24 protein-coding genes are annotated in these 26667 nt (G+C 71.7%); 8 read left to right on the top strand and 16 right to left on the bottom strand.

Annotated elements, in window-relative coordinates; translation table 11 throughout:
* Nucleotides 1–1254, top strand: coding sequence for an Nramp family divalent metal transporter (locus F4692_RS11540; protein ID WP_179619771.1), 1254 nt, complete (start codon nucleotides 1–3; stop codon nucleotides 1252–1254).
* Nucleotides 1255–1256: 2 nt separating this feature from the next.
* Here F4692_RS11540 and F4692_RS11535 read toward each other — a convergent pair whose 3' ends face one another.
* The 3 genes from F4692_RS11535 to mgrA are packed head-to-tail and all read right to left on the bottom strand — an operon-like array spanning nucleotide 1257 to nucleotide 4434.
* Nucleotides 1257–1994 (bottom strand): N-acetyltransferase, encoded by a 738-nt coding sequence (locus F4692_RS11535; protein ID WP_179619770.1) that lies wholly within the window; start codon nucleotides 1992–1994, stop codon nucleotides 1257–1259.
* Between the two features lie 41 nt (nucleotides 1995–2035).
* Nucleotides 2036–3403, bottom strand: coding sequence for an FAD-dependent oxidoreductase (locus tag F4692_RS11530; protein ID WP_308645272.1), 1368 nt, complete (start codon nucleotides 3401–3403; stop codon nucleotides 2036–2038).
* Nucleotides 3400–4434 (bottom strand): L-glyceraldehyde 3-phosphate reductase, encoded by a 1035-nt coding sequence (gene mgrA, locus F4692_RS11525; protein WP_179619769.1) that lies wholly within the window; start codon nucleotides 4432–4434, stop codon nucleotides 3400–3402. Before mgrA ends, F4692_RS11530 begins: the two co-directional genes overlap by 4 nt.
* Before the next feature lie 98 nt (nucleotides 4435–4532).
* On the opposite strand from mgrA, the gene F4692_RS11520 reads away from it, so the two are divergent.
* The gene (locus F4692_RS11520; RefSeq protein WP_179619768.1) at nucleotides 4533–5795 is read left to right on the top strand and encodes a cytochrome P450; all 1263 of its coding nucleotides are present in this window, start codon (nucleotides 4533–4535) and stop codon (nucleotides 5793–5795) included.
* Between the two features lie 59 nt (nucleotides 5796–5854).
* Entirely contained in the window at nucleotides 5855–6781 is a 927-nt protein-coding gene (locus F4692_RS11515; protein ID WP_179619767.1) for a phosphotransferase family protein, read from the top strand.
* Here the strand turns inward: F4692_RS11515 and F4692_RS11510 are convergent, their stop codons facing one another.
* Nucleotides 6782–7378 carry a class I SAM-dependent methyltransferase gene (locus F4692_RS11510; RefSeq protein ID WP_179619766.1) on the bottom strand — a complete coding sequence of 199 codons (597 nt, stop codon included), beginning with the start codon at nucleotides 7376–7378 and terminating at the stop codon, nucleotides 6782–6784.
* Entirely contained in the window at nucleotides 7371–8207 is an 837-nt protein-coding gene (gene truA / locus F4692_RS11505; RefSeq protein WP_308645271.1) for a tRNA pseudouridine(38-40) synthase TruA, read from the bottom strand. The genes F4692_RS11510 and truA overlap by 8 nt, the downstream gene beginning before the upstream one ends.
* A gap of 82 nt (nucleotides 8208–8289) precedes the next feature.
* Here truA and F4692_RS11500 point away from each other — a divergent pair, with 82 nt between their 5' ends.
* From F4692_RS11500 to F4692_RS21820, 5 genes are all read left to right on the top strand, one after another.
* Complete coding sequence (locus F4692_RS11500; RefSeq protein WP_179619764.1) at nucleotides 8290–8778, top strand: hypothetical protein; 489 nt, start codon at nucleotides 8290–8292, stop codon at nucleotides 8776–8778.
* Between the two features lie 79 nt (nucleotides 8779–8857).
* Entirely contained in the window at nucleotides 8858–9229 is a 372-nt protein-coding gene (locus tag F4692_RS11495) for an ArsR/SmtB family transcription factor (protein WP_179619763.1), read from the top strand.
* Nucleotides 9226–9735: an SRPBCC domain-containing protein gene (locus F4692_RS11490; RefSeq protein ID WP_179619762.1), complete on the top strand. Its 510-nt coding sequence runs from the start codon at nucleotides 9226–9228 to the stop codon at nucleotides 9733–9735. The genes F4692_RS11495 and F4692_RS11490 overlap by 4 nt, the downstream gene beginning before the upstream one ends.
* A complete protein-coding gene (locus F4692_RS11485; RefSeq protein WP_179619761.1) occupies nucleotides 9735–10301 on the top strand; it encodes a TIGR03086 family metal-binding protein in 567 nt (188 codons plus the stop codon). Before F4692_RS11490 ends, F4692_RS11485 begins: the two co-directional genes overlap by 1 nt.
* Before the next feature lie 31 nt (nucleotides 10302–10332).
* Nucleotides 10333–11307 carry a ketopantoate reductase family protein gene (locus F4692_RS21820; RefSeq protein ID WP_179619760.1) on the top strand — a complete coding sequence of 325 codons (975 nt, stop codon included), beginning with the start codon at nucleotides 10333–10335 and terminating at the stop codon, nucleotides 11305–11307.
* Nucleotides 11308–11368: 61 nt separating this feature from the next.
* Here F4692_RS21820 and rplQ read toward each other — a convergent pair whose 3' ends face one another.
* The 11 genes from rplQ to F4692_RS11425 all read right to left on the bottom strand — a co-directional run bounded on the left by rplQ (nucleotide 11369) and on the right by F4692_RS11425 (nucleotide 26557).
* Complete coding sequence (gene rplQ, locus F4692_RS11475) at nucleotides 11369–11989, bottom strand: 50S ribosomal protein L17 (RefSeq protein WP_179619759.1); 621 nt, start codon at nucleotides 11987–11989, stop codon at nucleotides 11369–11371.
* A 166-nt stretch (nucleotides 11990–12155) separates the two neighbouring features.
* Nucleotides 12156–13172, bottom strand: a complete 1017-nt coding sequence (locus F4692_RS11470; protein ID WP_179619758.1) for a DNA-directed RNA polymerase subunit alpha — start codon at nucleotides 13170–13172, stop codon at nucleotides 12156–12158.
* A gap of 128 nt (nucleotides 13173–13300) precedes the next feature.
* The gene (rpsD, locus tag F4692_RS11465) at nucleotides 13301–13909 is read right to left on the bottom strand and encodes a 30S ribosomal protein S4 (RefSeq protein ID WP_179619757.1); all 609 of its coding nucleotides are present in this window, start codon (nucleotides 13907–13909) and stop codon (nucleotides 13301–13303) included.
* Nucleotides 13910–13937: 28 nt separating this feature from the next.
* Complete coding sequence (gene rpsK / locus F4692_RS11460; RefSeq protein ID WP_056906616.1) at nucleotides 13938–14333, bottom strand: 30S ribosomal protein S11; 396 nt, start codon at nucleotides 14331–14333, stop codon at nucleotides 13938–13940.
* A gap of 82 nt (nucleotides 14334–14415) precedes the next feature.
* Nucleotides 14416–14790 (bottom strand): 30S ribosomal protein S13, encoded by a 375-nt coding sequence (gene rpsM / locus F4692_RS11455; RefSeq protein WP_056599771.1) that lies wholly within the window; start codon nucleotides 14788–14790, stop codon nucleotides 14416–14418.
* Between the two features lie 230 nt (nucleotides 14791–15020).
* Nucleotides 15021–15134 (bottom strand): 50S ribosomal protein L36, encoded by a 114-nt coding sequence (gene rpmJ, locus F4692_RS11450; RefSeq protein WP_004008316.1) that lies wholly within the window; start codon nucleotides 15132–15134, stop codon nucleotides 15021–15023.
* A gap of 30 nt (nucleotides 15135–15164) precedes the next feature.
* Entirely contained in the window at nucleotides 15165–15386 is a 222-nt protein-coding gene (infA, locus tag F4692_RS11445) for a translation initiation factor IF-1 (protein ID WP_056599768.1), read from the bottom strand.
* 202 nt (nucleotides 15387–15588) lie between these two features.
* Entirely contained in the window at nucleotides 15589–18090 is a 2502-nt protein-coding gene (locus F4692_RS11440; RefSeq protein WP_179619756.1) for a transglutaminase-like domain-containing protein, read from the bottom strand.
* Nucleotides 18087–19268 carry a DUF58 domain-containing protein gene (locus F4692_RS11435; RefSeq protein WP_179619755.1) on the bottom strand — a complete coding sequence of 394 codons (1182 nt, stop codon included), beginning with the start codon at nucleotides 19266–19268 and terminating at the stop codon, nucleotides 18087–18089. The genes F4692_RS11440 and F4692_RS11435 overlap by 4 nt, the downstream gene beginning before the upstream one ends.
* A 7-nt stretch (nucleotides 19269–19275) precedes the next feature.
* Nucleotides 19276–20247, bottom strand: coding sequence for an AAA family ATPase (locus F4692_RS11430; protein ID WP_179619754.1), 972 nt, complete (start codon nucleotides 20245–20247; stop codon nucleotides 19276–19278).
* Nucleotides 20248–20278: 31 nt separating this feature from the next.
* A complete protein-coding gene (locus tag F4692_RS11425) occupies nucleotides 20279–26557 on the bottom strand; it encodes an Ig-like domain-containing protein (protein ID WP_179619753.1) in 6279 nt (2092 codons plus the stop codon).
* Between the last annotated feature and the right edge of the window lie 110 nt (nucleotides 26558–26667).

Below are 26667 nucleotides of genomic sequence, written 5' to 3'. Positions count from 1 at the left end.
ATGGCGACCCCCACCACGGCAGAGCAGTCCTCGCCCCCGAAGTGGCGCATCATCGGCCCCGGCCTCGTCGTCGCGGCGACCGGCGTCGGCGCAGCGGACCTCGTCGCGACCCTCATCGCGGGCCAGAAGTTCGGCTACACGCTGCTGTGGTGCGTGGTCGTCGGCTGCGTCATGAAGATCGTGCTCGTCGAGGGCGCGGGCCGCTACTCGCTGGCGACCGGGCGCACGATCTTCGAGGGCTGGCGCTCGCTGGGGGCGTGGACGACGTGGTACTTCGGGCCCTACATCGTGATCTGGGGATTCGTGTACGGCGCCGCCGCGATGGCGGGCACCGGACTCGCGCTGCAGGGCCTCGCGGGAGGCCTCTCGACCACCTGGTGGGGCATCCTGTCCGGCCTCCTCGGCCTGGTGCTCGTGTGGACGGGCCGCTACAGCATCTTCGAGAAGGTCCTCGCCGCACTCGTCGGCATCATGTTCGTGACCATGGTGGGAGCCGCGCTGCTGACCCTGCCCAACCTCGGCGAGCTGCTCACCGGGCTCGCGCCCCGGATCCCGGACGGCGGCCTCGTCAACACCCTCGCGCTCGCCGGCGGGGTGGGCGGCACCATCACCCTGGCGGCGTACGGCTACTGGCTCCGTGAGAAGGGCTGGGACACGCCGCGCTACATGCGCGTGATGCGGATCGACAACACGGTCGCCTACGTCGTCACCGGCATCTTCGTGCTCGCCACCCTCGTGGTCGGCGCCGAGCTCCTCTACTCCACGAGCGTCGCGATCGAGAGCGGCGACCAGGGCCTGCTCGACCTCGGGGTCGTGCTCCAGGACCGCTACGGCCAGTGGGCCGGGAAGCTGTTCCTGCTGGGCTTCTGGGCCGCGGCGATGTCGTCGCTGGTCGGCGTGTGGAACGGCGTCAGCCTCATGTTCGCCGACTTCGTGACCAACGTGACCGACGGCCCCGCCGAGGACGCCAGGGCCGGCGGCAAGTGGTACCGCGCCTACATCCTCTGGCTCACCTTCCCGCCGATGGTGATGATGTTCCTCGGCAAGCCGGTGTGGCTGATCCTCGCCTACGGCGTGCTCGGCGCCTTCTTCATGCCGTTCCTCGCCATCACGCTGCTGTGGCTGCTCAACACCGACCGCACGCCGGCCGAGTGGCGCAACAAGCTGCACTCCAACGTGCTGATGGTGCTGTGCGCGCTCGCCTTCCTCGCGCTGTGCGTCAACGAGGTCCGCAAGGCGGTCGCGGGGGCCTGACGTCAGGCGCCGGTGGCGTGGCGCACCCAGACGTTCGGCTCGACGTAGGTCGCCGTGCCGTGCTCGGCGTCGCACAGGACGGGCACCAGCGCACCCGGCACGACGACCGGACCGGTGGTGTCGAACGGCAGACCGGTCCACTCCCGCCACTCCTCGAGCGTCCCGGGGATGCACATCGAGCGCCGCGCGACCCGGTCGATGCGACCGCCGGCACGCACGTGGACGCGCAGCCACGGGTCGACGGGCAGCCCGTCGTCGCGGGTGCGGAAGGCGTACGCCTCCATGGGCTCGCGGACATCGGTCCTGCCGTTGGGACGGACGGGGGCGAGCAGCTCGCGGTAGCCCAGTCGGCCGGCGTTGTCGCGCAGCGCGGCGAGCATGACGGCAGACAGCCCGGTGCCCTGCCGGCCCGGCTCGACGGCGATCTCCGCCGCGGTGATGGCGTTCGGGCTCCCACCCCGGGCCCGGGTGAGCACCGCGCTGCGCAGGGCGAAGTCCCACCCGGCGTCGGGGAGGTCCCCCTCGGGCAGCGTGAACGGCGCGGAGAACGCCTTGGCGACGATCCTGCCGCTGTCGTCGAGGGCCATCAGGACGCACTCGGTGAAGTACTCCTCCAGGCAGGAGTAGTACGAGTTGCCGATCGGGTCGTGCTTCATGAACTCCGGCCAGGACGTGTCCATGTCCCAGAAGACCTCCATGAGGTCCGGCCGCTCGGCGAGGGTGACGATCTCCGGCTCCATGCCGACATCCTGCAGCGGACGGCAACCGGTTTCGGTGGGGCTCAGAGCCGCTCGGCGACCCGGCGAGCCGCGACCTGCAGCACCTCCCACGTCGTCGCGAACGGGGGTGCGTAGGCGAGGTCCATCCACGCCAGGTCGTCGACGCTGCCCCCGGCCCACAGCACGGCGGCTGCGGCGTCGATGCGCTTGCCGGCGCCGTGGCCGCCGACGACCTGCACGCCGAGCAGGCGGCGGGTCGTGCGGTCGGCCATCACCCAGACCGACAGGGGCTCGGCCTCGGGCATGTAGCCGGTGGCGGTCGTGCCCTCGGTGAGCAGGTCGACCGGGTCGAGACCCGCCTCCCGGGCCTCCGAGCGCGACAGCCCGGTGCGAGCGATCTCGAGGTACACGTCACCGTGGGCGAAGCGGGTGATGGAGGTGTCCACCATCCCGTCGAAGGCCAGGGCGCCGCCGGCCAGGGTGTCGCCCAGCGCGCGCCCCTGCTTGGTGGCGTAGGTGCCGAGGGGCCGGAACACCCAGGAGTCGTCGACCCGTCGCCGCACCTCGCAGCAGTCGCCGGCGGCCCACACGTGGTCGGCGACCCGCCCGTGGGGGTCGGGTCGCAGCGCGCCGTTGTCCGCGGTCTCGATCCCGGATCCGGCGAGGAACCCGGTGGCGGGCTCGACGCCGATGGCCACGACGACGAGGTCGGCCTCGCGGCTGCCACCGTCCCAGCGCACGCCGGTCACCCGGTCCCCGTCGAGCTCCAGGCCCGTGACCTCGGCGCCCAGCACGAGCTCGACACCGGCGTCGACCAGGCCGGTGTTCACCGTGTCGGACAGCTCGTCCTCGAGCATCGACATGCCCCGCGTGCGGGTCAGCACCGTGACGCCGAACCCGTGGCGGAGCGCGGCCTCCGCGACCTCGACACCGACGTAGCCCGCGCCGACGACCACCACGTGGGCGGCGCTGTCGGCTGCGGCGAACCGCTTCACCCACGCGGCACCGTCGTCGAGCGTCTTGACGACGCCCACCCCGTCGTACGCCGTCCCGTCCGCCTGCAGGGCCCAGTCCGGCACCACGGCAGGCGCGCCGGTGGCCACGACCAGCTCGTCGTAGCCGATTGTCTCGCCGTCAGCGGTCGTGACCGTCCGCGCCTGCAGGTCGGAGCCGACCACCTCGACGCCCATCCGGAGGTCGATGCCCGACTCGCGGTGCTCGTCGGCGGTGCGGGCGACGAGGTCGTCGCCGCTCGCGACGTCGCCCGCCATCCAGTAGGGGATGCCGCACGCGCTGTAGGAGGTGTGCGTGCCCTTGTCGAGCACGGTCACCGCGATGTCGTTACCGGTCCGCCTCGCGGTCCGCAACGCCTGGTGGGCGGCGGACATCCCCGCCGCGTCCGCCCCGACGACGAGCACCCGCGTGCTCACTCCTGGGTCTGCTTCGCCCAGAGGTTGATGCCGGACTCGACGGCGTAGCGGTCGATCTCGGCGCGATCGACGCCCGACAGCGGGGGTCCGGACAGCGCGTCGAGGTTGGTGTCGAGCTGCTCGACGCTGGAGGCGCCGATGACCGCGCTGGTCACGCGGTCGTCGCGCAGCACCCACTGGAGGGCCAGCTGGGCGAGCTTCTGACCACGCTCCTGCGCGATCTCGTCGAGCGCCCGCACGCGGCCCAGGGTCTCCTCGTCGAGCCCGGTCAGCGTCGAGTCGTCGCGCGCGGCACGCGAGTCGTCGGGCACGCCCCGGAGGTAGCGGTCGGTCAGCAGGCCCTGCGCGAGCGCGGTGAAGACGATGCACCCCATCCCCTGCTGCTCGAGCTCGTCGAGCAGCCCGCCCTCGATCCAGCGGTTGAGCATCGAGTAGGACGGCTGGTGGATCAGCAGCGGCGTGCCGAGGTCGCGGGCGATGTCGGCCGCCTCCTTCGTCCGCGCCGCCGAGTAGGACGAGATCCCGACGTAGAGCGCGCGACCCGACCGGACGGCCGCGTCCAGCGCCATCATCGTCTCCTCGACGGGCGTCTCCGGGTCGAAGCGGTGGCTGTAGAAGATGTCGACGTAGTCGAGGCCGAGGCGCTCCAGCGACTGGTCGAGCGAGGCGAGGACGTACTTCCGGGAGCCGCCGCCCTGTCCGTACGGCCCCGGCCACATGTCGTAGCCGGCCTTCGTCGAGATGATCAGCTCGTCGCGGTAGGGCTTGAAGTCGTCCTTGAGGTAGCGGCCGAAGTTCTCCTCGGCGCGACCGTAGGGCGGTCCGTAGTTGTTGGCCAGGTCGAAGTGCGTGACGCCGCGGTCGAACGCCCGGCGCAGGATGGCCCGCTGCACGTCCTCCGGGCGGTCGGTGCCGAAGTTCTGCCAGAGGCCGAGGGACAGCGCCGGGAGCTTGAGCCCGCTCCGGCCGGTCGACCGGTAGTGCATGCCGGTCGCGTCGTCGTACCTGTCGTGGGCTGCAACGTATGCCATGGGCCACATCCTGCCCGGTCGCCGGTCGGGGCGTCTCGGGGGCGGATCGGGGTTGATCCCGATCGACGCTGGTGGTGCGCGTGGGATTGACTTGCCCCATGGCCTCCTCCCTGCGTGGCACCGCCTTCAAGCTCGCGCTGTCGACCGCGCGCCGCGTGCCGTACGTCCGGCGCGTGCCGGCGAGCATCCGGTTCCCCCTCCAGCGCGACGGCATCGATCCCGTCCCCCGGCTGGCGGCCACGCGCGAGCGCGGCGCGGTGGTCCGCTTCGCGAGCCTGCTGGGCACGCGCGTCTGGCTGGTCACGGGGTACGACGTCGCGCGGGCCGTGCTCGCCGACTCCCACGCGTTCGGCAACGACGTCCGCGACCTCATCGGACGCCAGGACCGCGCCCCCGCCGAGCGGATCGGCGGCCTCGGCATGACCGACCAGCCCGACCACGGCCGCCTGCGCGGCGTGCTCACGCCCTACTTCACCCGTCGTCGCCTCGTCGAGCTGCAGTCCGACATCGACCGCGTCGTGGAGGCCGCCCTCGACGACATGGAGGCCCACGGGCCGGAGGTGGACCTCGTGGAGAGGTTCGGCTTCCAGGTGCCGTTCGGCGTCATCTGCGACCTGCTCGGGATGCCCGACGTCGACCGCGCCGCCTTCCGCGCGCAGGGCGCCGCGCGGTTCGACCTGCGCGACGCGGGGGCGGGCATCTTCGACACCGCCGCCGGCACCCGCCAGTTCCTCATCGACCTCGTCGCCGCCGAGCGGCTCGACCCGCACCTCCCCGACGGGCTCATGTCGCGGATGGTCGCCGACCACGGCGACGCGTTCGACGACGTCGAGCTGGGCGGGCTGGCCGACGGCGTCTTCCTCGGCGGCTACGAGACCAGCGCGAGCATGCTGTCCCTCGGCACGTGGGTGCTGCTGCAGCACCCGGAGTCCTGGGCGACCCTCCAGCGCGGCGAGCCCGCCGAGGTCGACCGGGTGGTCGAGGAGCTGCTCCGCTTCGTCTGCCCGGTCCAGATGGCGTTCCCGCGGATCGCGCGGCGCGAGGTGGCCGTCGGCGAGCACGTCGTCATCCCGGGCGACATCGTGCTCGTCTCCCTCACCGGTGCCGAGCGGGACCCCGACCACCGCGTCGACCCCGAGCACTTCGACCCGACGAAGCCGACCGCCGGGACCCTGGCGTTCGGCCACGGCATGCACCGCTGCGTCGGCGCCGAGCTGGCCCGCATGGAGCTGCGGACCGCGCTCGTCGCCCTGGCCCGCCGGTTCCCCGGCCTGTCGCTCGCCTGCGACCCCGCCGACCTGCGCTTCACCGAGCTCGCCATCGTGCACGGCGTCGAACGGCTGCCCGTCCGCCTCGGCTGAGGCCCGCCGCCCGGAATCTCCGTTGCTCCCACCAGCCGGGACCGGCTGGAATGCACCCCATGTCCGACCTGGAGCAGCGCTGGCGCGGGCCGGCCTTCGTGTCCGCGGCGCACGCCTGGATCCGTGACCAGCTGGACGACGACGTCTCCGGTCCGGTGCTCTCGATCGAGCAGACGCACGTCACCGACTGGTCGACGGTCATGCGGGTCACGACGCGGCACACCGTCCTGTGGTTCAAGGCCAACGACGAGTCGATGCGGCACGAGGCCGCGGTGACGGCGTTCCTCGCCCCGCGGTCGGACGGGCGGGTGGCTCGTCCCAAGGCGTTCGACCCGGGGACGGGTTGGATGCTGATGGTCGACATGACACCGCGGCTGCGCGAGGTCATCGTCGAGGAACGCAGCCTCGACCGCTGGCACGACGCGCTGGAGGCGTACGCCCGGATCCAGCTGGCCTGCGAGGGCGAGGTGGACGCCCTGCTCGCCCTCGGGCTGCCCGACCGTCGTCTGACCACCCTGCCCGGGGCGTACGCCGACCTGCTCGCCGAGCTCGGCGACGTCGACCCGCGGCTCCCGGACGCGTCTGCCGTCGGGGACCTGTGCGACCGGCTGGCGGCCCATGGCATCAGGGAGACCATCCAGCACGACGACCTCCACGACGGCCAGGTCTTCGTGCCGTCGGGCCATGCCCACGTGCTCGACTGGGGTGACGCGTGCGTCTCGCACCCCTTCCTCACCCTCAGCGTGACGCTCGAGGGCGTAATCGCGTGGGGGGTCGACGACGTGGAGGGCTCCGAGGACCTCGAACCCCATCTCGCGGCCTACCTCCGCCCCTACGAGGAGGCCTACGGGCGCGACGACCTCCGTGGCGCGGCGGCGATCGCGATGCGGCTCGGCTGGGTCTGCCGGGCGGTCAACGGACACCTGCCCCAGGACCCTGACGGGACGCGCACCCGGCTGAGGATGTTCCTCGACGGGCGCCCGTGATCAGCCCCGCCGCGTCTCCAGCACCCGGAAGCCCTTGCTGCTCGCGAGCCGCTCGGTGGGCCACCCCTGCTCGGTGAGCCAGCGCTGCAGCGAGTCGCCGCCGAGGTTCTTGCCGACCACCATGACCATCCGGCCGCCGGGGGCGAGCCGGGGCAGCCACGTCAGCAGGAGCTCGTGGAGCGCCTCCTTGCCGATGCGGATCGGCGGGTTCGACCAGATCTCGTCGAAGACCTGGTTGCCGGGGACCTGCTCGGGGGTGCACGCGACGAACCGCGGGTCGAGGCCGGCGGCGCGGGCGTTCTCGTTGGCCAGCAGGATCGCGCGCTCGTTGACGTCGACGGCGGTGACGTTGGCGAGGGGCACGGCCCGGGCGATCGCCAGGCCGATCACGCCGTAGCCGCACCCCAGGTCGAGGAACTGGCCCTGCGGCGGCGGGTCGAGCTCCTTGAACAGCACCGCGGTCGCGTGGTCGAGGTGGCCCCGGCTGAAGACGCCGGAGCCCGTCTCGAAGGTCAGGGTGCTCCCCCACAGCTCGGCGGTGAAGCCCTCCCGCTCGAAGGGGACGGTCGGGTCGGCGGTGAAGTAGTGCTCAGGCATCGATCGCCTCTCGTCGGGCGCGGGCTCGCTCGGCCTGCGCGGCCAGCTCGTCGTCGTCGGGGTAGCCGACCTCCTCCAGCGTGAGGCCGTGGGCGTGGACCACGCGGACGCCCTGGTCGCGTCGCCGCCCGGCCATCACCTCGGCCGGCCAGGAGACCGGCTGACGCCCCTCCCCGACCGCGATGAGGCAGCCGACGAGGGCACGCACCATGTTGTGGCAGAACGCGTCGGCCCGCACCGTGCCGACCGCGACGCCGGACGTGTCCCGGGCCCAGTGCAGGTCGAGCAGCGTACGCACGGTCGTCGCGCCCTCGCGCTGCTTGCAGAAGGACGCGAAGTCCTGCAGCCCGGCGAGGGGCGCGGACGCCCGGTTCATGGCGTCCAGGTCGAGAGGGCGACCCCAGGTCAGGACGTGGCCGCGCACGAGCGGGTCGGCGAGCTCCTGGGCGTCGGCGATGCGGTAGGCGTAGCGGCGCCAGACCGCGGAGAAGCGGGCGTCGAAGCCGTCGGGCGCCTCGACGACGCGGCGCACCCGCAGGTCGGGCGGGAGGATGCCGTCGACGCGGCGGGCCAGGGCGTGCAGTGGCGGGTCGGTGGACCGCCCGGCCGAGGCGGCGACGACCTCGGGATCGACGTCGACGTGGACGACCTGGCCGCGCGCGTGGACACCGGCGTCCGTACGCCCGGCGACCGTCACGCGCACCTCGGGCAACCGCAGGGCGGTCGCCAGGGCGGCCTCGAGCGTGCCCTGCACGGTGCGCAGCGACGGCTGGGCGGCCCAGCCGGAGAACTCGGCGCCGTCGTAGGCACAGTCGATCCGCAGGCGCACGTGACGAATTCTAGGCCGGGCGGCAGGGGTGGGCCCGAGGTGGTGTCGCCGGGCCGGTCCAGTGCCTAGTGTGGGGCGGGTGATGTCCTGGTCACGCCTCCTCGGACGCATCCTGGCCCTCGTCCTGTCGACGACGGGCGCCCTCGTCGCACCCGGCGCGGCGACCTCGTCCGGCGCGACGGACGCGCCCGTCCTCTCAGCCGTCGACACCGACGGGGACGGACTGGACGACTCGATCGACGGCTGCCCCACGGTGGCGTCGGGGACCGCGACGGGCTGCCCGACCGTGTGGCGCACGGTGTCGCTGAGGTGGCTGGCGGGCAAGGAGCGACTGGAGGCCCGGGTCAGCTCGCCGGCCGGGGCGTGCGTCGCCCGCGCCCGCATCAAGCTCTTCCTCGACCGTCCCGGCCGGTCGGACAAGCTGCTCGCCTCGGACGCGTCCTCCCAGGGGCGGCGACGGTTCTCGGTGCCCGGCGGTGCCCGCTACTACGCCATGGTCACCCCGACCTACAGCACAGGTGTCGCGGAGTGCGGCAAGGCGGTCTCCAGGACGGTACGCGTCCCCCGCTGACCTTGGTCAACCGGTTGGTTGACAAAGGGGTCGACTCGGCTTACCTTCTATTCAACCCATTAGTTGAAGAAGGTGCTCCGTGACCGACCAGCTCTCCCGCGTCTTCTCCGCCCTCGCGGACCCGACCCGTCGCGACATGGTGGCGCGCCTCACCGAGGCCGACCACACGGTGAACGACCTGGCCGCGCCGTACGACGTGAGCCTCCAGGCCGTCTCGAAGCACCTCAAGGTGCTCGAGGACGCGGGGCTGGTCACCCGGACCCGGGAGGCACAGCGCCGCCCGGTGCACCTGGAGGCCGAGGTGCTCGACCTGATGACGAAGTGGATCGAGCGCCACCGCCGACGGGCCGAGGAGCGCTACGCGCGTCTCGACACCGTGCTCGCGCGGATGCAGGACGACGAGGACCCCGACCGCAGCACCGACGACCGACAGACAGGAACCGCATCATGACCACCGTGCAGAGCCCCGACACCACCACCCGCTACCCCGAGGCGGCGATCCTCGCCGACGAGCACGTGCCGGCCGTCCACATCTGGCGCGACTTCGCCGCGACGCCGGCCCAGCTCGTGCGGGCCCACACCGACCCCGACCTGTTCGCCCGGTGGATCGGTCCGGACTCGCTCACCACCCGCATCGACGAGTGGTCGTGCCGCACCAACGGCGCCTACCGCTACGTCTCGACACGCGGCGACGAGGAGTACGCCTTCCGCGGCACCTTCCCGCTCGTCACCGAGGACAAGATCGTCCAGACCTTCACCTGGGAGGGCATGCCGGAGGCGATCGCGCTGGAGACGCTCACCTTCGAGGACCTCGGCGACGGGCGTACCCGTCTCCACGCCTTCTCGCTGTGCGACTCGTTCGAGGGCCGGGACGCGATGCTCGCCAGCGGCATGGAGACCGGCGTCCACGAGGGCTACGCCAAGCTCGACCGGATGCTCGCCGGGGGCACCTCCTGATGGCCCTCCCCTCGTCCCCGGCCGCCCGCCACGGCGTGGTGGCCGGAGAGCTCTCCCGGCTCGTGGCCGGCACCCCCGACTGGGACGCTCCGGCACCGGTGACCGGCTGGACCGCTCGCGACGTGGTCGACCACCTCGTCACCTGGCTCCCCGGCTTCCTGGCCGCGGGGGGTGTCGACCTGGCTGCCGGGCCGTCCGCCGACGACGACCCCGTCGCCGCCTGGCAGCACCACGCCGACGCGGTGCAGACGCTCCTCGACGGGCGCGGCGCCGAGGACTTCACCCACCCACACGTCGGACCCGGCCGGCTCGACACGACGATCGACCGGTTCTACACCGCCGACGTGTTCATGCACTCGTGGGACCTCGCCCGGGCGACCGGCCAGGAGGCGCGCCTCGACGAGGACGAGGCCGCCGGCATGCTGTCCGGCATGCAGCCCATCGAGCAGCTCCTGCGTGACTCCGGGCAGTACGGCCCCGCCGTACCGGTCCCCCTCGACGCGCCCGTCGTCGACCGGCTCATGGGGTTCGTCGGTCGCGATCCCGCCTGGCGACCGCCCGCCTGAGCGCGCGGCACGCCTTCGTAGGGTGGGAGGCGTGCGACATGTCGTGTACGGCGCCGGCGCGGTCGGCGGTGTGATCGGGGGCCACCTGCACCTCGCCGGGTCTCCCGTCACCCTCGTGGCCCGCGGGGAGCACCTGGCCGCCATCCGCTCCGGGGGTCTCGTCCTCGATACCGGCGACGGGCGGCACCGGATCGACGCGCCGGCGACCGACACCGCCGCCGACGTCGCGTGGACCGACGACACCGTCGTGCTCCTCGCGGTGAAGTCCCACCAGGCCGCCGCCGCCCTGGCCGACCTGCGCGCCCACGCGCCCGCGGACACCCCGGTCGTGTGCGCCACCAACGGGATCGCGACGGAGACGGCCACGCTGCGGTCGTTCGCGCGGACGTACGCCCTCTGCGTGATGCTGCCCGCCTCCCACCTCGAGCCCGGCGTGGTGGTCGCCTCCTGCCACCCCACGCCCGCGATCCTCGACGTCGGCCGCATCCCGGGCGGCACCGACGCAGTCACCGCCGCGGTGTCCGCCGACCTGCGCGCGGCAGGCATCGACTCGGTCGAGCGCGACGACATCATGGCGATGAAGCGCCGCAAGCTGGTGCTCAACCTCGGCAACGGCGTGGACGCGTCGTTCGCCGAGGGCGAGGCGGCCGACGAGCTCGCCGCCCGCGCCCAGGCCGAGGGCGAGCAGGTGCTGGCCGCCGCCGGCGTCAGCGTGGTCACGGCCGAGGAGGACCGCGCCCGCCGCGGCTCGATCCTCCAGCGTCGTCCCGACCTCGAGCGTCGCGGCGGGTCCACCTGGCAGAGCCTCAGCCGTGGCACCGGTGACTCGGAGATCGACTACCTCGCCGGAGAGGTCGTGCTCCAGGGCCGGTTGCTCGGCATCCCCACGCCCGTCAACGAGGCCGTCGTCGCGGCCACCCGCGCGCTGGCGTACGCCGGTGGCGCGCCGCGCAGCCTCGACGCGGGCAAGGTCCTCGCGGCCCTCGGTCCGCCGACCGGCGAGTGACGCACGAAGGCCCGCCACCCCGGTGCGGGGTGGCGGGCCTCGTGGTGGGACAGCAGGCCGATCAGGCCTTGGTCTCGTCCTCCGACGACTCGGCAGCCTCGGCGGCGGCCTCGTGCTCCTCGGCGGCAGCCTCGTGCTCCTCGGCGGCGGCCTCGTGCTCCTCGGCAGCGGCCTCGTGCTCCTCGGCGGCAGCCTCGTGCTCGGCAGCGGCGTCGGTGGTGGCGGTGTCCTCGACCGGCTCGTCGGCGTCGTTCGACCCGGCGACCGGGGCGGCAGCCGGAGCGGCCTTCTCGGTCTTCTTGGTCGAGGGAGCCTTCGGGCTGTAGGCCTCGGTCACGAGCTCGATGACCGCCATGGGGGCGTTGTCGCCCTTGCGGGGGCCGATCTTGGTGATCCGGGTGTAGCCACCCGGACGCTCGGCGAAGGTCGGCGCGATCTCGGTGAACAGCGTGTGCACGACCGACTTGTCGCGGATGGTCTTGAGGACCTCACGACGGTTGTGCAGGTCGCCGCGCTTGGCCTTGGTGATCAGCTTCTCCGCGACCGGGCGCAGCAGGCGCGCGCGGGTCTCGGTGGTCGTGATCCGGCCGTGCTCGAACAGGGCGGTCGCCAGGTTCGACAGCATCAGGCGCTGGTGGGCCGGGCTGCCGCCGAGGCGGGGACCCTTCTTGGGCTTGGGCATTGATCTTCTCGTTTCTCCCGAGCCGTATCAGGTACTCGAGTAGATGGGTGTGTGGTGGATCTGGGCGGCGATGGTGCGTGCCTCGCAAGGCGGAGGAGGGAAGGCGTCCCGGGTTTGGACGTCGACCGACGACAACGCCGCGAGGTGCGCGCCAGCGTCGTTCAGATCAGAGCTGCTCGTCCTCGATGAAGGCGTCGTCGTCATCGTCGCCGTAGGCGGCGAGGGCGGCGTGCGGGTCGAAGCCGGGCGCGCTGTCCTTGAGCGAGAGGCCCATCTCGACGAGCTTGGCCTTCACCTCGTCGATGGACTTGGCGCCGAAGTTGCGGATGTCGAGCAGGTCCTGCTCGGAGCGGCTGATGAGCTCACCCACGGTGTGGATGCCCTCGCGCTTGAGGCAGTTGTAGCTGCGGACCGTGAGCTGCAGGTCCTCGACCGGCAGGGCCAGGTCGGCGGCGAGCTGCTCGTCGACGGGCGACGGGCCGATGTCGATGCCCTCGGCCTCGACGTTGAGCTCACGGGCCAGGCCGAAGAGCTCGACGAGCGTCTTGCCGGCCGAGGCGATCGCGTCGCGGGGACGGATCGACGGCTTGGTCTCGACGTCGATGACGAGCTTGTCGAAGTCGGTGCGCTGCTCGACACGGGTGGCCTCGACCTTGTAGGTCACCTTCAGCACGGGGCTGTAGATCGAGTCGACCGGCATGCGGCCGATCTCGTTGTCGGCGCCCTTGTTCTGCACGGAGGAGACGTAGCCGCGGCCACGCTCGACGACGAGCTCCATCTCCAGCTTGCCCTTGTCGGACAGCGTGGCGATCTTGAGGTCGGGGTTGTGCACCTCGACGCCCGCGGGCGGGGTGATGTCGGCGGCGGTGACGTCACCGGCACCGGACTTGCGCAGGTACATCACGACCGGCTCGTCGTGCTCGGAGGACACCACGATGCCCTTGAGGTTGAGGATGATCTCGGTCATGTCCTCGGTGACGCCCTCGATGGTCGAGAACTCGTGGAGGACGGAGTCGACCTTGATGCTGGTGACCGAGGCACCCGGGATCGAGCTGAGGAGCGTACGACGGAGCGAGTTGCCGAGCGTGTAGCCGAAGCCGGGCTCGAGGGGCTCGATGACGAACCGCGAACGGAACTCGTCGACGGTCTCTTCCGTGAGGGTCGGGCGCTGAGCGATAAGCACGGAGTTCTTCCTTTCCGGATCCACCCACTATTTGACGGATCCGAACCTGGTGAGGAGTGGCAGGAGGTGGAGCGGGAACAGCGGCGTCGGTGGCCGCCCGGGACGAGCGGGCGGCCACCGACGGGGAGTCACTTCTTGGAGTAGTACTCGACGATGAGCTGCTCCTGGACCGGGACGTCGATCTGCGCCCGGACCGGGACCTGGTGGATCAGGATGCGCATCCGCGACGGGATGACCTCCATCCACGCAGGGGTGACGCGCTCGCCGTGGGTCTCACGGGCCACGATGAGCGGGGTGAGCTCGAGCGACTTCTCGCGCACGTCGATGATGTCGTGGTCGGTGACCTGGAAGGACGGGATGTCGACCTTCTTGCCGTTGACCAGGAAGTGGCCGTGCGTGACGAGCTGGCGGGCCTGGCGGCGCGTACGGGCGAAGCCGGCGCGGTAGACCACGTTGTCGAGGCGGCACTCGAGGAGCTGCAGGAGGTTGTCGCCGGTCTTGCCCTGACGACGGCTGGCCTCCTTGTAGTAGCGGACGAACTGCTTCTCCATCACGCCGTAGGTGAAGCGCGCCTTCTGCTTCTCACGCAGCTGCAGGAGGTACTCGGACTCCTTGATGCGACCGCGGCCGTGCTGGCCGGGGGCGTAGGGACGCTTCTCGAAGGCGGCGTCGCCGCCGACGAGGTCGACACCGAGACGGCGCGACTTGCGGGTCATGGGACCGGTGTAGCGGGCCATGTGTCAGTCTCTCTTTCTCAGTCTCGGGTCAGACGCGGCGGCGCTTGGGCGGCCGGCATCCGTTGTGCGGGGTGGGCGTGACGTCCTGGATGGTGCCGACCTCGAGGCCGATGGCACCCAGCGACCGGATGGCCGTCTCACGACCGGAGCCCGGACCCTTGACGAAGACGTCGATCTTCTTCATGCCGTGGTCCATGGCGCGACGACCGGCGGCCTCGGCAGCCATCTGGGCGGCGAACGGGGTGGACTTGCGCGAGCCCTTGAAGCCGACGGTGCCGGCAGAGGCCCACGAGATCACCGCGCCGGTCGGGTCGGTGATGGTGACGATGGTGTTGTTGAACGTGCTCTTGATGTGGGCTTCGCCCTGGGCGACGTTCTTCTTCTCCTTGCGGCGGACCTTGGTCGCGCGGCTCTTGGGAGGCATTCAGTAACTCCTGTGAGGTTCTGGTCTGGAAGCTTGCGTAGGGACTGAAGTGATCAGCGCTGCACCCGGTGAGGGGCGCAGATCACTTCGCCTTCTTCTTGCCGGCGACGGTGCGCTTGGGACCCTTGCGGGTGCGCGCGTTGGTCTTGGTGCGCTGACCGCGGACCGGGAGGCCCATGCGGTGGCGGCGACCCTGGTAGCTGCCGATCTCGATCTTGCGGCGGATGTCCGCCTGGACCTCGCGCCGGAGGTCACCCTCGATCTTGAAGTTGGCTTCGATCTCGTCGCGAAGCTTGACCAGCTCCTCGTCACCGAGCGTGTGGACCCGGGCGTTCGGGTCGACGCCGGTGGCAGCGAGCAGCTGCTGGGCGCGGGTACGGCCGATGCCGTAGATGTAGGTGAGTGCGATCTCGATGCGCTTGTCGCGCGGGAGGTCCACACCAACGAGGCGTGCCATGTGGCGATTCCTGTCTGTTCTCGCATCGGTTTCGGTCGTGTCGCATCCCATCCCGCCTCGGGTGGGCTCCGGCCGGTGCTCCGGAGGTGGCTTCGACTCAGGCGGTGCCTGGCCTAGCGATCACGTTGTGTGGTGGTGCGGTGTTGCTGGTCCTGCTGGGGTTCACACCCGCTTGCCGCAAGCGGCTGCGCGGCTCGCGCTGCTCGTCAGGCAAGCCTGACGAGCATCACTCAGCCCTGCCGCTGCTTGTGGCGGGGGTTCTCGCAGATGACCATGACCCGGCCGTGACGGCGGATGACCTTGCACTTGTCACAGATGGGCTTGACGCTGGGGTTGACCTTCATGTCAACGATCCTTGCTACTCGGCTGGCTGGTTACTTGTAGCGGTAGACGATGCGACCCCGGGTGAGGTCGTACGGCGAGAGCTCCACCACGACCCGGTCCTCGGGGAGGATCCGGATGTAGTGCTGTCGCATCTTGCCGCTGATGTGCGCGAGCACCTTGTGCCCGTTGGCCAGCTCCACACGGAACATGGCGTTGGGAAGGGCCTCCACGACGGTGCCCTCGATCTCGATCACGCCTTCTTTCTTCGGCATGTCCTCCACAATCTTCTCGTCAGGTGTCTACCGTGGCCCGGGAACCGCCCGGCCCCTGCTCGCAGGTGGCCGGTGGACCTCGTGAGGCGGTCCGGGGCACCTCATCCCCGGGCACGCGTGCAGCCGTCGGGGACGATCACACGAGATCCGGGCAGCCGCGAGGCACCACAGAACACAGCCCACGTTGGGCCGACGCACCAGTTTAGTCAGGCGTCCTGCGAGAACGCCAATCAGCGAGCGTGCGCACCCGCGCGCCGAGACGCGCGACACGCCCGGTCGCGGGGGTGGAGCCCTCCCCCGCGGCGACCGCTGGGTCGACGCCTTCCCCGGCACCGCCCGCGGAGGCGGTCCGCGCGGGCGTACGCCGCAGCGACCGCAGGCTGATCGCCGCCCGCACGCGCTGCCACCGGCCGACCTCCTGCGACATCGCCCGACGCTCGGCGTCGATCGACTCCCAGTAGGTCGTCGCGGCGCCCGGCTCGGGCGCGGTGGGGCCGAAGACGAAGCTGTCGGCGCGTCGGGCGAGGACGCCGGCCTGGCCGGACACGATCCCGACGGACTGCTCGCGCCGGGTGACCGTCGGGCCGAGCGGGACGACCTGGCCGAGGTCGCGGGCGTGGTCCACGAGCTCGCGCCAGGCGCCGACGAACCGCGCCGACGGCGAGTCGGCGCTGCGACGCCGGTGCCGGCGCCAGGCCTTCAGCGCCACGATGGCCCCGAGCAGGAGCGCGACGAGGAGGATCGGGCCACCGACGTAGGTGACCACCACCGCGATCCAACCGGGGAGGCCGGGGATCAGGCCCTCGTCCTCCTCCGCGTCCTTGCGGGTGGCCTTGCGCTCCTTGAGGTCGGCGTCGCTCTGCTCGCCCGCGTCGGACGGCGGCGGGATCGGGTTCGGCGGCGGGATGACCGTGCCGGACATCGGCGTGTTGGTCTCGGGCACCTGGTCGGCCGGCGGGGTCCTCGACATGAACTCCTCGGTCGGGAGCGTCTTCCACGAGCCGTCGGCCGCGCGGAGCTCGACCCACGCCGAGACGTCCGCGCCGGTCACGCGCCCGCCCTCCGGGACCACCGCGCCGAGCACGACGCGTGCCGGCACGCCGATCTCGTTGGCGATCAGCGCCATGGTCGCGGCGTACTGCTCGTCGTTGCCGACGATCTGCGGGGCGTTGACGAACTCGTCCGACAGTCGCCACACGCTGTGCCCGGCGACGTAGATGCGCTCGGTGCGGCCGATGCCGTCGGAGTACTTGCCCTCGGTGCGCAGGTGCTCGGCGGCCGCCATGACCCGGTCCATCGGGTCGGGCCCGGCACCCTCGGTCCACTTCTCGGTCGGCCCCTGGATGAAGGCCGCGCCGGTCGGCAGCGGCGAGAGCTCGGAGGAGCCGACGGTCTCGTCGGTCAGCTCGTCGTCGGGCTCGATCGCGGTAAAGTGGTAGGTGTCGCCGGGCTGCATGCCGGTCGGCACGACCCCGGTCGAGGTGGCGAGGTTGTAGCGGAAGAGCTCGGCCTTGGCGCGGGCGTCACCGCTGTCGAAGGCGAGCGACTGCAGCGCGCCGACGGTGGGCAGCCACACGCCCGTCCACCCCTCACCGAGGGTGATGGTCACGTCGACCTCGTCGCCGTCCACCGGGTTGTCGATCGTGGAGGACACCCGCTGGAAGGCGTCGTCGGCCGGTCCGGGCAGCGCGTCGTCGGTCGCGCCCCACACCATCCCGTCGTAGCGGTCCATCGTGGCGAAGCGGACCCGGGTCTCGGCGGGCACGCCCCGGATCTCGAGCAACGTCTTGTCGTAGACGTTCTGGTCGTTCTTCTTGCCGCCCAGGTCGATGTACTTGCGGAACCCGGCCAGCGGCGAGGGGTACTGCCCGATGTCGAAGGGCGGCTCGACCCAGTTGCGCGCCACGGCGCGCTCGGTGTCGCGGGTGAACGGCGCGCTCAGCGGGTACGCCAGGGTGGCGGCCAGCACGAGCATGACCAGCGCGCCGCCGGTGCGGACGTACGACGTGGTGCCGCCCTGCACGGTCGCGCTCGCCCGGCGGGCCCGGATCGCGAGCCACGCGAGGGCGAGCCCGGCGAAGACCGACCCCTGCAGGAGCAGGGACTGGGGGTGCCGGACACCGAGCACGATCGCCCCGGACAGCACCAGGGCCAGGCCGAGGACCGGCAGCAGCGCAGCCAGCCACGCGCGACGCACCGGCAGGTGCGCCAGGCCGAGCCCGACCAGCCCGCCGAGCATGCCCGCCATCCACGGCAGCACGAGCAGGGGTCCGTCGCCGTCGATCGGGGGCAGCGTGGTGAGCAGGTCCTTCCACCCGAAGATCGCCTGGTCGGCGACCTTCGCGAGCGTGGCCCCGCCGGGGAGGGCGTACGCGTCGCCCAGCGAGCGCAGGCACAGCGGGCCGCCGAGCAGGAAGAACAGGACCAGGCAGATCACGACGGCGGAGATGATCGGCCAGCCGGCGGCCCGGGTGGCGTGGGTGACGACGACCGCGAGGACGGCACCGACCATCCCGACGACGAGGTAGCCCACACCGGTGAAGGACGTGCCGAAGGCGGTGAGCGCGACGCCGACCAGGGCGAGCGTGAAGGCGATGTCGATCCAGGAGTGCCGGTCGGGCAGCAGGGCGTGGGGCCGGACGCGGGTGCGGGTGCCGGTCGTGGAGGGCGTGGCGTCACGCCGGGTGGCGCTGCGGGGACTCATCGCACGCTCCACCGCAGCAGGCCGCCGAGGTCTTCCTTGGTGGCGAGGTGCAGGACGGGCAGTCCACCGGTCTCGGTCACCCGGCTGTTGCCGGCCGGGTCGACGACGATGCCGTAGCGGCGGACCTCGGGCGGGAACGCGGCGGCGGAGCGGAGCAGGTCGGAGAACTGCGCCTCGCTGCCGCTGACGAAGAACGCGAGGCTGGTGTCGGGAGCCAGCATGCTCGCCTGCCGACCGGACTCGACGAGGCCGCGCTGTCCGAAGTCGGCGCGGCAGACCGCGTCGAGGGCGAGGTGGCCGTCGGAGCCCGTGGACGCGTGGGACCCGCAGACGAACGACACGTCGAACTCGTCGAGCACCGCGCGGACGGCGATGGACGCGGCGACGGCCATCGCCGTCTCGAAGTCCTCCGGGTCCGCCCACGACGCCAGCCGGTCGTCGACGACGATCGCGGCGTGGCTGCGCCGCGTGTCGAGGTACTGCCGGACCAGCAGCGCGGACTCTCCCGTGGACGCCATCACCTTAGCCGACGAGCGCCAGTGGATGTGGCGCAGGTCGTCGCCGGGGACGTACTCGCGCAGGGCGTGGAAGGCCAGGTCGCTCTGGCTGACGGCGTCGGTGGAGACACCCTCGAGGTCGCGCAGCAGGCCGGCGCCCAGCGACTCCATCGGCACCAGGTGGGGACGGACGAGCACCTCGCGCACGGGCGTCCAGACGACGTCGCGCGAGAAGATCCCGACCGGGTCGCCCCGCCGCGTCATCGCGGGGCCGACGGCGATCACGCCGCGCCGCTCCGTGCGGATCGTGAACGACTCCTCGTGCACGGCGCCGGGCGCCAGCGAGCTGATGCCGTAGCGGTGGACGGCCGAGCCGACGGGGACCTCGAGGGTCGTCGGGACCAGTCGCGAGGTCGCACGGTTGACCACCAGGACCCCCGCGGCGACCGACTCCCCCGCCGCGACCCGCTCGGGCTGCAGCCGGAGGTCGACCGACACGGAGGTGCGACCGAGGAGGAACGGCAGCGCGAGGACGACCAGCGCCAGGCACGCGGTGGCGAGGACGGCCAGCTCACGCCACTGCGTGAAGGTGGCGGCCACCAACGTCCACAGGCCCAGCAGGAGGATCAGCCAGCCGATCGGCTTGATGACCTCGAGCGCCTCGTTCAACCGCTGCCGCATGGGACGCTCAGGCCCCCACGCGGTCGGTCGGCGGCGCGACGGCGTCGAGCAGGCGCGAGATCACGGTCTGCACGTCGACGCCGCTGAACTGGGCCTCGGCGTCGAGCAGCACGCGGTGCGACAGCACCGGCTCGGCGAGGTCCTTGATGTCGTCGGGCACCACGTGGTCGCGCCCGTCGGCGGCGGCCCACGTCTTCGCGACGCGCACGAACGCCAGGCAGCCGCGCGCGGACAGGCCGAGCTTGACGTGCGGCTGGCGGCGGGACTCCTCCGCGAGCTCGGCGACGTAGCCGACCACGGCCGGGTCGACGTAGACCTCGTCGGCGAGCCCGCTCATCTGGGCGATCGTGGCGGCGGTGATGACGGGCGTGACGAGCGCGGCGCGGTCACGGACCGCGGCGTTGTTGAGCAGCTCGACCGTGGCCTGGCGGTCGGGGTAGCCGACCGAGGTCTTCATCAGGAAGCGGTCGAGCTGGGCCTCGGGCAGCCGGTAGGTGCCGGCCTGCTCGATGGGGTTCTGGGTCGCGATCACGAGGAACGGCTTGCCGACGGGGTGCGCGACGCCGTCGACGGTGACCCGGCCCTCCTCCATGACCTCGAGGAGTGCGGACTGCGTCTTGGGCGAGGCACGGTTGATCTCGTCGGCGAGAACGATCGTGTGGAAGATCGGGCCCGGGTGGAACTCGAAGGTGCCCTTGTGCTGGTCGTAGACGGTGACGCCGGTGACGTCGGAGGGCAGCAGGTCGGGCGTGAACTGGATGCGCGCGTGGCTGCCCTGCACGGTGTTGGCTAGCGCGCGGGCCAGCATCGTCTTGCCGGTGCCCGGGAAGTCCTCGAGCAGGATGTGTCCCTCGGAGAGCAGGCAGGTCAGCGCGAGCCGCACGACATGGCGCTTGCCGAGGACGGCCTTCTCCATGTTGTCGGTGAGCTGGTCGAACGTGGACTTGAACCACTCGGCCTGTTCGTGGCTGATCGTCATGCTTCTCCTGTCGTGGCGCTGGTCCGGGGGCTCATTCGTTCTTGACTTCCCAGCTGATCGTCGAGCTGTTCTTCTGCAGTCCCGTGGTGTCCGTGCACGTCACCGTGACGGTCCCGCCGGGTGCGTACCACGCGGTCTCGAAGCCGCCACCGGGGTGGTTGGAGGTCTGGAAGCCCGGGTTGCCGCTCTGGGGGTTGAGCACCGCACCGTCGACCGAGCAGCTGTAGTTCTCCAGGAAGCCCTCGGTCGCCAACCGGATCGTGCTGCAGCTGTTGACCAGGCACGCCGTCTGTCCGAGGTTGGAACGGCAGGGCCTCGTGGTGTTAGGTCCGTCGCCGCAGGCCTGACCGCGGGCGATGCTGACCGTCGGGGCGGGCGGCAGGCCGGACTTGGTCGTGTTGTCGCCCGAGGCCTGGCCGCGGCCGGGCTTCGACGGGTCGAAGATCGCGACGCTGAGCCGGATGTTCTGGTTGTAGCCCGAGGCCGTGAAGGTCTTGGTCTGGACGCTGAACTGGCCGTTGACCCCGGGCTGGGTGGTGATCGGCTGCTCGCCGTCGTTGTCGACGTCGTAGCGCACCGAGACCGGGGAGCCGTTGGCGGTGCCGGTGATCACCCAGTAGACGTCCTTGCCGTTGACCACCGGACGGATCTCGGTCAGCGCGTTGCCCAGCGGACCGTAGCTCTGCGCCGACTTGGCGGCGCTGACGGTGCAGCCCGCGGGCGCCTTCTCGTTGCAGACCCTGAGCTCCACGTTGTAGGGCGTCTCGTTGCTCTGGGTGTTGACCTTCGCCGTGACGGGGCCCCTCGCGCTGAGCGACCTCACGACCGATCCGCCGACGATGATGTCGACGTTGCTCGCGCTGCCCCGCGAGTCCGGGACCGTGAAGCTGAGCTCGAGCTCCTGGCTGACGCCGGTCGGCGCCACGGACCAGTCGCCCCACTGCGCCGGTCGGCCCACGGCCTCGATGGACGTCCCGGCGCTCGCGGCCGAGCGGTTGCCCGGCTCGCCCACGGGCTGGTTGGCCGCCACGACCGTGTAGGTGTAGGTGAGCCCGTCGTAGGGCACGTTGGCGTGGGTGCACGTCAGCGAGGCGGTCTTCTGGCACCCGGGCACGGCACCGGACGACACGCCGTTGGAGTAGTTGACGGTGTAGACCGTCGGGCCGGGGCCCTCGGGCAGCACCTCCTGCCAGGAGATCCGCAGGTTGGTCTGGCTGGGGCCGGCCTCGAGGTCGGTGACGGTGGGTGCCGCCGGCGCCGGAGGGGTGCCGAGCGGCTGGAACTCCGCGGACTGGCGCGGCGGCGAGTAGCCCACCTGGTTCTGCGCCTTGATCGTGAAGAAGTACCGCTCGTTGTTGTTGAGCCCGATCGCCTCGTAGGAGGTCTGCTCACCGGGCACGACGGCCTGTCCCCCGGCCCAGGAGATCGTGTAGGAGGTGATGCGCGACGTCTGCGTCGCCGGCTTGGTCCAGGCGACCTGGATCGTCCCGTTGCCGCGCCCGACCATGCGGATGTCACGGACGCGGCCGGGTGCCGTGTCGGCCTGCGCGGACCGCGAGATCGCGCTCCACTCGCTGTCGCCCACGCGGTTGGTGGCCTTGACCCGGAAGCTGTAGCGGCCGCCGGTCTCGAGCTTGCGGAAGACGCACTCGTTGGTGTCGCACTTCTGGGTCGCGCCGTTGCGCTCCTCGCGGACCGTGTAGTACTGGATCGGCGCGCCGCCGTCGTCGTCCGGGGGCGCCCAGGACATCTTGATGGTGCCGATCTCGGCGTTGTTCTGGTACGGCCTCGGCTCGCCGGGCTGGCTCGGCGTGCCGATCACCTGGAACTGGATGCGCCCCTGGGCGGTGCGCGAGGGCGGCGGGTCGGAGCCCCCGACGTCGCTGACGACGAGGCGGAAGGACGCCTCCACGCCGCGGGCGTCCTTGGCGGCGGTCAGCGTGAGCCGGCTGCCCTCCGTGGTCGCCCGGACCGTCGGGTTGCCGGTGTTCTCGACCGAGACGATCGTCGGGTCGGGGTCGGCGACCCCCGAGTCGAGGTAGGAGCTGATGTCGAAGGTGCGGCTCTGCCCGGCCTCCATCGTCTCGACGCGGATCGGCGACAGGCGCGGCGCGGGCGCCTGGGCGAGCCGGAAGCGCACCTCCTCGGTGTTGCTGTCGCCCGCTCGCACGGTGAGGACGGCCTCGCCGCCTTCGGTGGCGGAGTCGGCCACCGCGACGGGCACGACCGAACCCTCGGCCGCCCCGGCGGTCACGCCGTCGACGGACTGCGTCCACTCGGCGGTGTAGTCGAGCCCGGCGGCGTCGCGGGGGTCGATGGTGACGACCTTGCAGAAGGTCGCGATGTCGAGGTCGTACTGCTGGCCCGCCGAGATCGGCACGGGCGTCGACGGGCACTCGAGGGTCGGCGCGTCGTCGCCGACCTGGACCGGGATGGACAGGATGGCGGTCACGCCGTCCGCCACGGTGGAGGCGTCCTCGTTGCCGCTGGTGTCACTGGCGGTGGTCACCTCGACCAGCAGCGCCGCGGGGCCGCGGAAGTCCGCGGGGGTCGTCAGCGTGAAGCGGTTGTCGCCGTCGGGGCCCACCTGCAGGCTCGAGGGGGACGCGGAGTACGACCGGCGTCCCGACGCCAGGCGGACCTGCGCGCCGTCGGGCGCCGCGATGTAGTCGCTGACCTTGCCGGTCACGCTGTCGCCGGAGTCGACCTCGATGAGGGAGTTGGGCAGGACGTAGGGCAGGCCGTTGCCCGTGGGCGGGATGTAGACCGACGCGACCGACGCGGCGCCGTCGCCGTCCGTGACCTCGAACGGGAGCACCTTCGGGTTCTCGCCCCGGTCCACCCGGACCTGCGTGCCGCCGACGGTCCGCGCGCTCGGGTCGCCCGACACGTCGGACACCTCGAGGTCGTCGACGTCACCGTCCGGGTCGTACGCGCCGTCGAGCACGTCGACGACGACGCTCCCGCTGTCGTCGGCGCGGCCGAAGGCGTCGTAGACGACCGGCGGGTTGTTGTAGTCGGCGGCCGTGGTCAGGGTCATCGTCGAGCGCGACTCGTCGAGGCCGTTGGTCACGCGGTAGACCAGCACGACCGGAGGCGCCTCGAGCGTGTCCGGCGCCGGCACGGTCACGAGATTGGTCTCGGCGTCGAGCTTCGCACCCTCCGGCGGGTCGACGAGCTGGACCTTCACCGAGTCGCCGGACGCGATGAAGTCGTTGGCCAGCGGGTCGAAGGTCGCGGTGCGCCCGGGCTGGACCGTCAGGCGGTCCTCGACGGCCAGCGGCGGCTGTGGCTGGCCGGGTGGCACCACCGCGACCCGGACGGTGCCGGTGGCGAACGCGCCCTGCGAGTCGACGACGGAGTAGGTGAACTCGTCGGTCCCGACCGTGTTGGGGAAGGCCTGGTACTGCAGGAAGTTGCCGCCGACGTCCGTGATCCGCCCGAGCCTGGGCGCGGAGGTGATGCCGGTGACGGTGACCGGGTCGCCGTTGCGGTCGATACCGACGCCGGGGACGCGGATCTTCACCGGGTCGCCGGACACGACCCGGCTCTCGAGCGTCGGCGGTTCCGGCGGGTCGTTGGGGTCGTCCTCGGGCACGATCGTGACCTTGAGCGTGCCGTTGGCACGCTTGCCGTCGAGGTTCTGCGCGACGTAGGTGACCGTGTAGGTGTCGCGGTCCTCGATGGTGTCCGGCGCGACGTAGCGGACCACGCGACCGGAGACGTACGCCCTGCCGACGTCGCCGGTGACGTCGATCGGTGCGACCACGTCGAGCTGGCCCGGGGTCTCGCTGTCGACGAGGTCGTTGAGCAGGGTCAGCCGGTCGCCCGAGGGCGAGACGTCGTTGTCCAGGACGGGCACCGAGACCGACGTGCCGGCCCGGACGACGACCTTGTCGGACACCGTGATCGGCGTGTTGTCCTCGGGCGCGGGCCGCTGGGTGACCACGACCTCGCCGCGCACGCTGGAGCTGGTGCCGTTGCTGATGGTGTACGAGACGGTCTGGGTGACAGGGACCATGTCGGGCTGCACGGAGGAGATCCGCAGCCAGCGGCCGTCGACGATGGCGACGTCGAGCTCGTTCTGGCGCTGGGGCGTCGCGCGCTGCACCACGAGCAGGCCGCCGGCCGGGTCGAGGTCGTTGGCCAGGACGTCGACGATCCCGGGGGCCTGGCCGTAGATGGTGAGCGTGTCGGGCATCGCGATGGGCTCGGCGGAGCGCTTCGGCTTCGCCTTCACGTCCACGCGGATCGTGCCGGAGTCCATCGTCGCGTCGCCGTAGGCGGCGTCGTAGTTGAGGAAGTAGGTGCCCGCGCGCTGCGCGGTGACCGTGATCTGCCCCGCCTCGAGGTCGGCCACGACGTCGACGTTGGGCTGCTGCGGGACCTTGCCGCCGAGGGCGAGCTCGGCGTCCGGGTCGTTGGGGTCGGAGCCGGGCAGGTCGTTGAGCAGCGGCCGGATCTTGATCGGCTTGCCGACCTCGCCGCGCACGACGTCCGGCTCGGCACGGGGGGCGAAGGAGCTCTGGTCCTTCGGCGCCTGCACCTGGAAGCTGATGGCCTTGCGGACCGGCGCCGAGCCACCGTCCGTCACGGCGTACTCGACCCGGACGAGCTGCTGGCCGTCGGAGGGACCCGTGGGCGCGTTGAAACGGATGCGGCCGTCCGCCGTGGTCCGCGCCCGTGCACCGCTCTCCTCTCCGCCCACGGCCTGCGCCGAGTCGAGCAGGAGGGTGTCGCCGTCGGCGTCGTCGCGCCAGTCCGCGAGGACGGGTACGGCGAGGGACCCGCCGTGCGGCACCTTGTAGGTCGGCTTCTCGTAGCCCTGCCGCACGTCGGGCGGCTCGTTCTGGTCCACGCCGCGGATCTGCACGTCGACCGCGGCGTGCGCGGTGACGCCGGTGCGACCGTCGTCGATGAAGTAGTCGAAGGTCGCGGCCCGGCCGTCCTCCGGCATCTGGAGCACCAGGGTCTGCCCGTCGGGGCTGATCTCGACGCGCGCCCCGCCGGCGGGCTGGTCGACGTCGACGATGCTCAGCAGGCGCCCCTCGGGGGCGGAGTCGTTGTCGAGGGGGTGCAGCACCGTGGTGCGGCCGGCGCGCACGCCGTAGGAGTCGGGCTTGGCCTGCGGCGGGCGCCGGTCGGCCTCGCTCTGGTTCTCGTTCTCCTTCTCGTCCTCGTCGTTCTTCTTCTTCGACGTGAAGGCTTCCCAGTTGTCGATCTTGACCGGGTTCTCCTGCTCGACGTCCCACACCGTGCCGCTGGCGGCGTCGTTGAGGACGATCTCGCCGCGGTTCACGCGGAAGGCGAGGCTGGTCGCGTCGCCCTTGAGCGGGTCCTCGTTGACCTCCTGGGAGCCGCACTGGACGGCCACGGCGCCGACGCCACCGGACCAGGCGCCGAACACGCACGCGCCGAGCCGCACCGGCTCCACGGGCGCACCGCTCTGGTCGGAGACGACCGTCTGCTCCCCGGTGGTCAGGTCGATGCTCAGCAGCCCGTCGGGCGCCCCGACGAGCACGGCGTCGTAGGCCGGCCCCGCCTGCTGCAGGCGGCTGTCGGCGGGCACGGAGACGGTGGGGCCGCCGACGATGCTGAGCACGCCTGCGTCCGCGTCGAGGGTGACGACCTGGTCCCCGACGGTCGTCACGTCGCTGACCTGGCCGGCGTCGCCGGGGAGGTCCCGGGTGCGCGGCTTGCCGAACGAGGTGCCCCCGGGCTCCAGCGTGGTGAGGGTGCCCTCCTCCGTCGAGGTGATGACCACGGTGCCGTCCTGGGCGACCGCGAGCGCAGCGCCCTCACCGGTCGTGACCAGCGGCTTGGCCTGACGGTCCACGACCGACATCAGGGGCTGGCCGACCTGGTCGTCGAAGCGCACGGCCCACGCCTCGCCGGTCTCGGCGTCCAGCGTGGCGAGCGTCCCCCCGGCCATCCGGACGTCGCCGGCGACGGGGATCGCGGCGGACCCGCCGTCCTGGGCCTCCAGGCGGGTGGTCTCGATCGCCTGCCCGCGCGCCGCGTTGGCGTTGAGCGTGACGACGGCCGCGCCGTCCTGCACGACGTCGAGGCGGGCCTTGCCGTCGACGTTGGGGACGACGCCGTCGAGCTGGTTGATCGGCTTGTTGAGGCGACCCGACCAGCCCTTCTTGCCGTTGACGACCCACACGCCGCCGTCGTTGAGGTCGGCCTCGTGCTTCTTGTAGCCGTCGGCGGACACGGCGTAGGCCACGATCGCTCCCGTGGCAACGGCCAGCGCGACACCGGAGGCGATGCCCGCCCGGTGCCTGCGCGCCCACGACGCACGTGCCACGCCAATTCCCCCTTGGCCCCACGGATGACGCGCCGGCCGCCGTCACCCCGAGGAGAGTATGTATTTAGCAGAGGTTCCGACAAGTCGGGACCGAGTGCGCTGAACTGGGG

The sequence above is a fragment of the Nocardioides cavernae genome (assembly GCF_013410035.1).
In the GTDB taxonomy this organism is placed as follows: Bacteria; Actinomycetota; Actinomycetes; order Propionibacteriales; family Nocardioidaceae; genus Nocardioides; species Nocardioides cavernae_A.
This window is presented reverse-complemented; position numbering and strand designations above follow the sequence as displayed.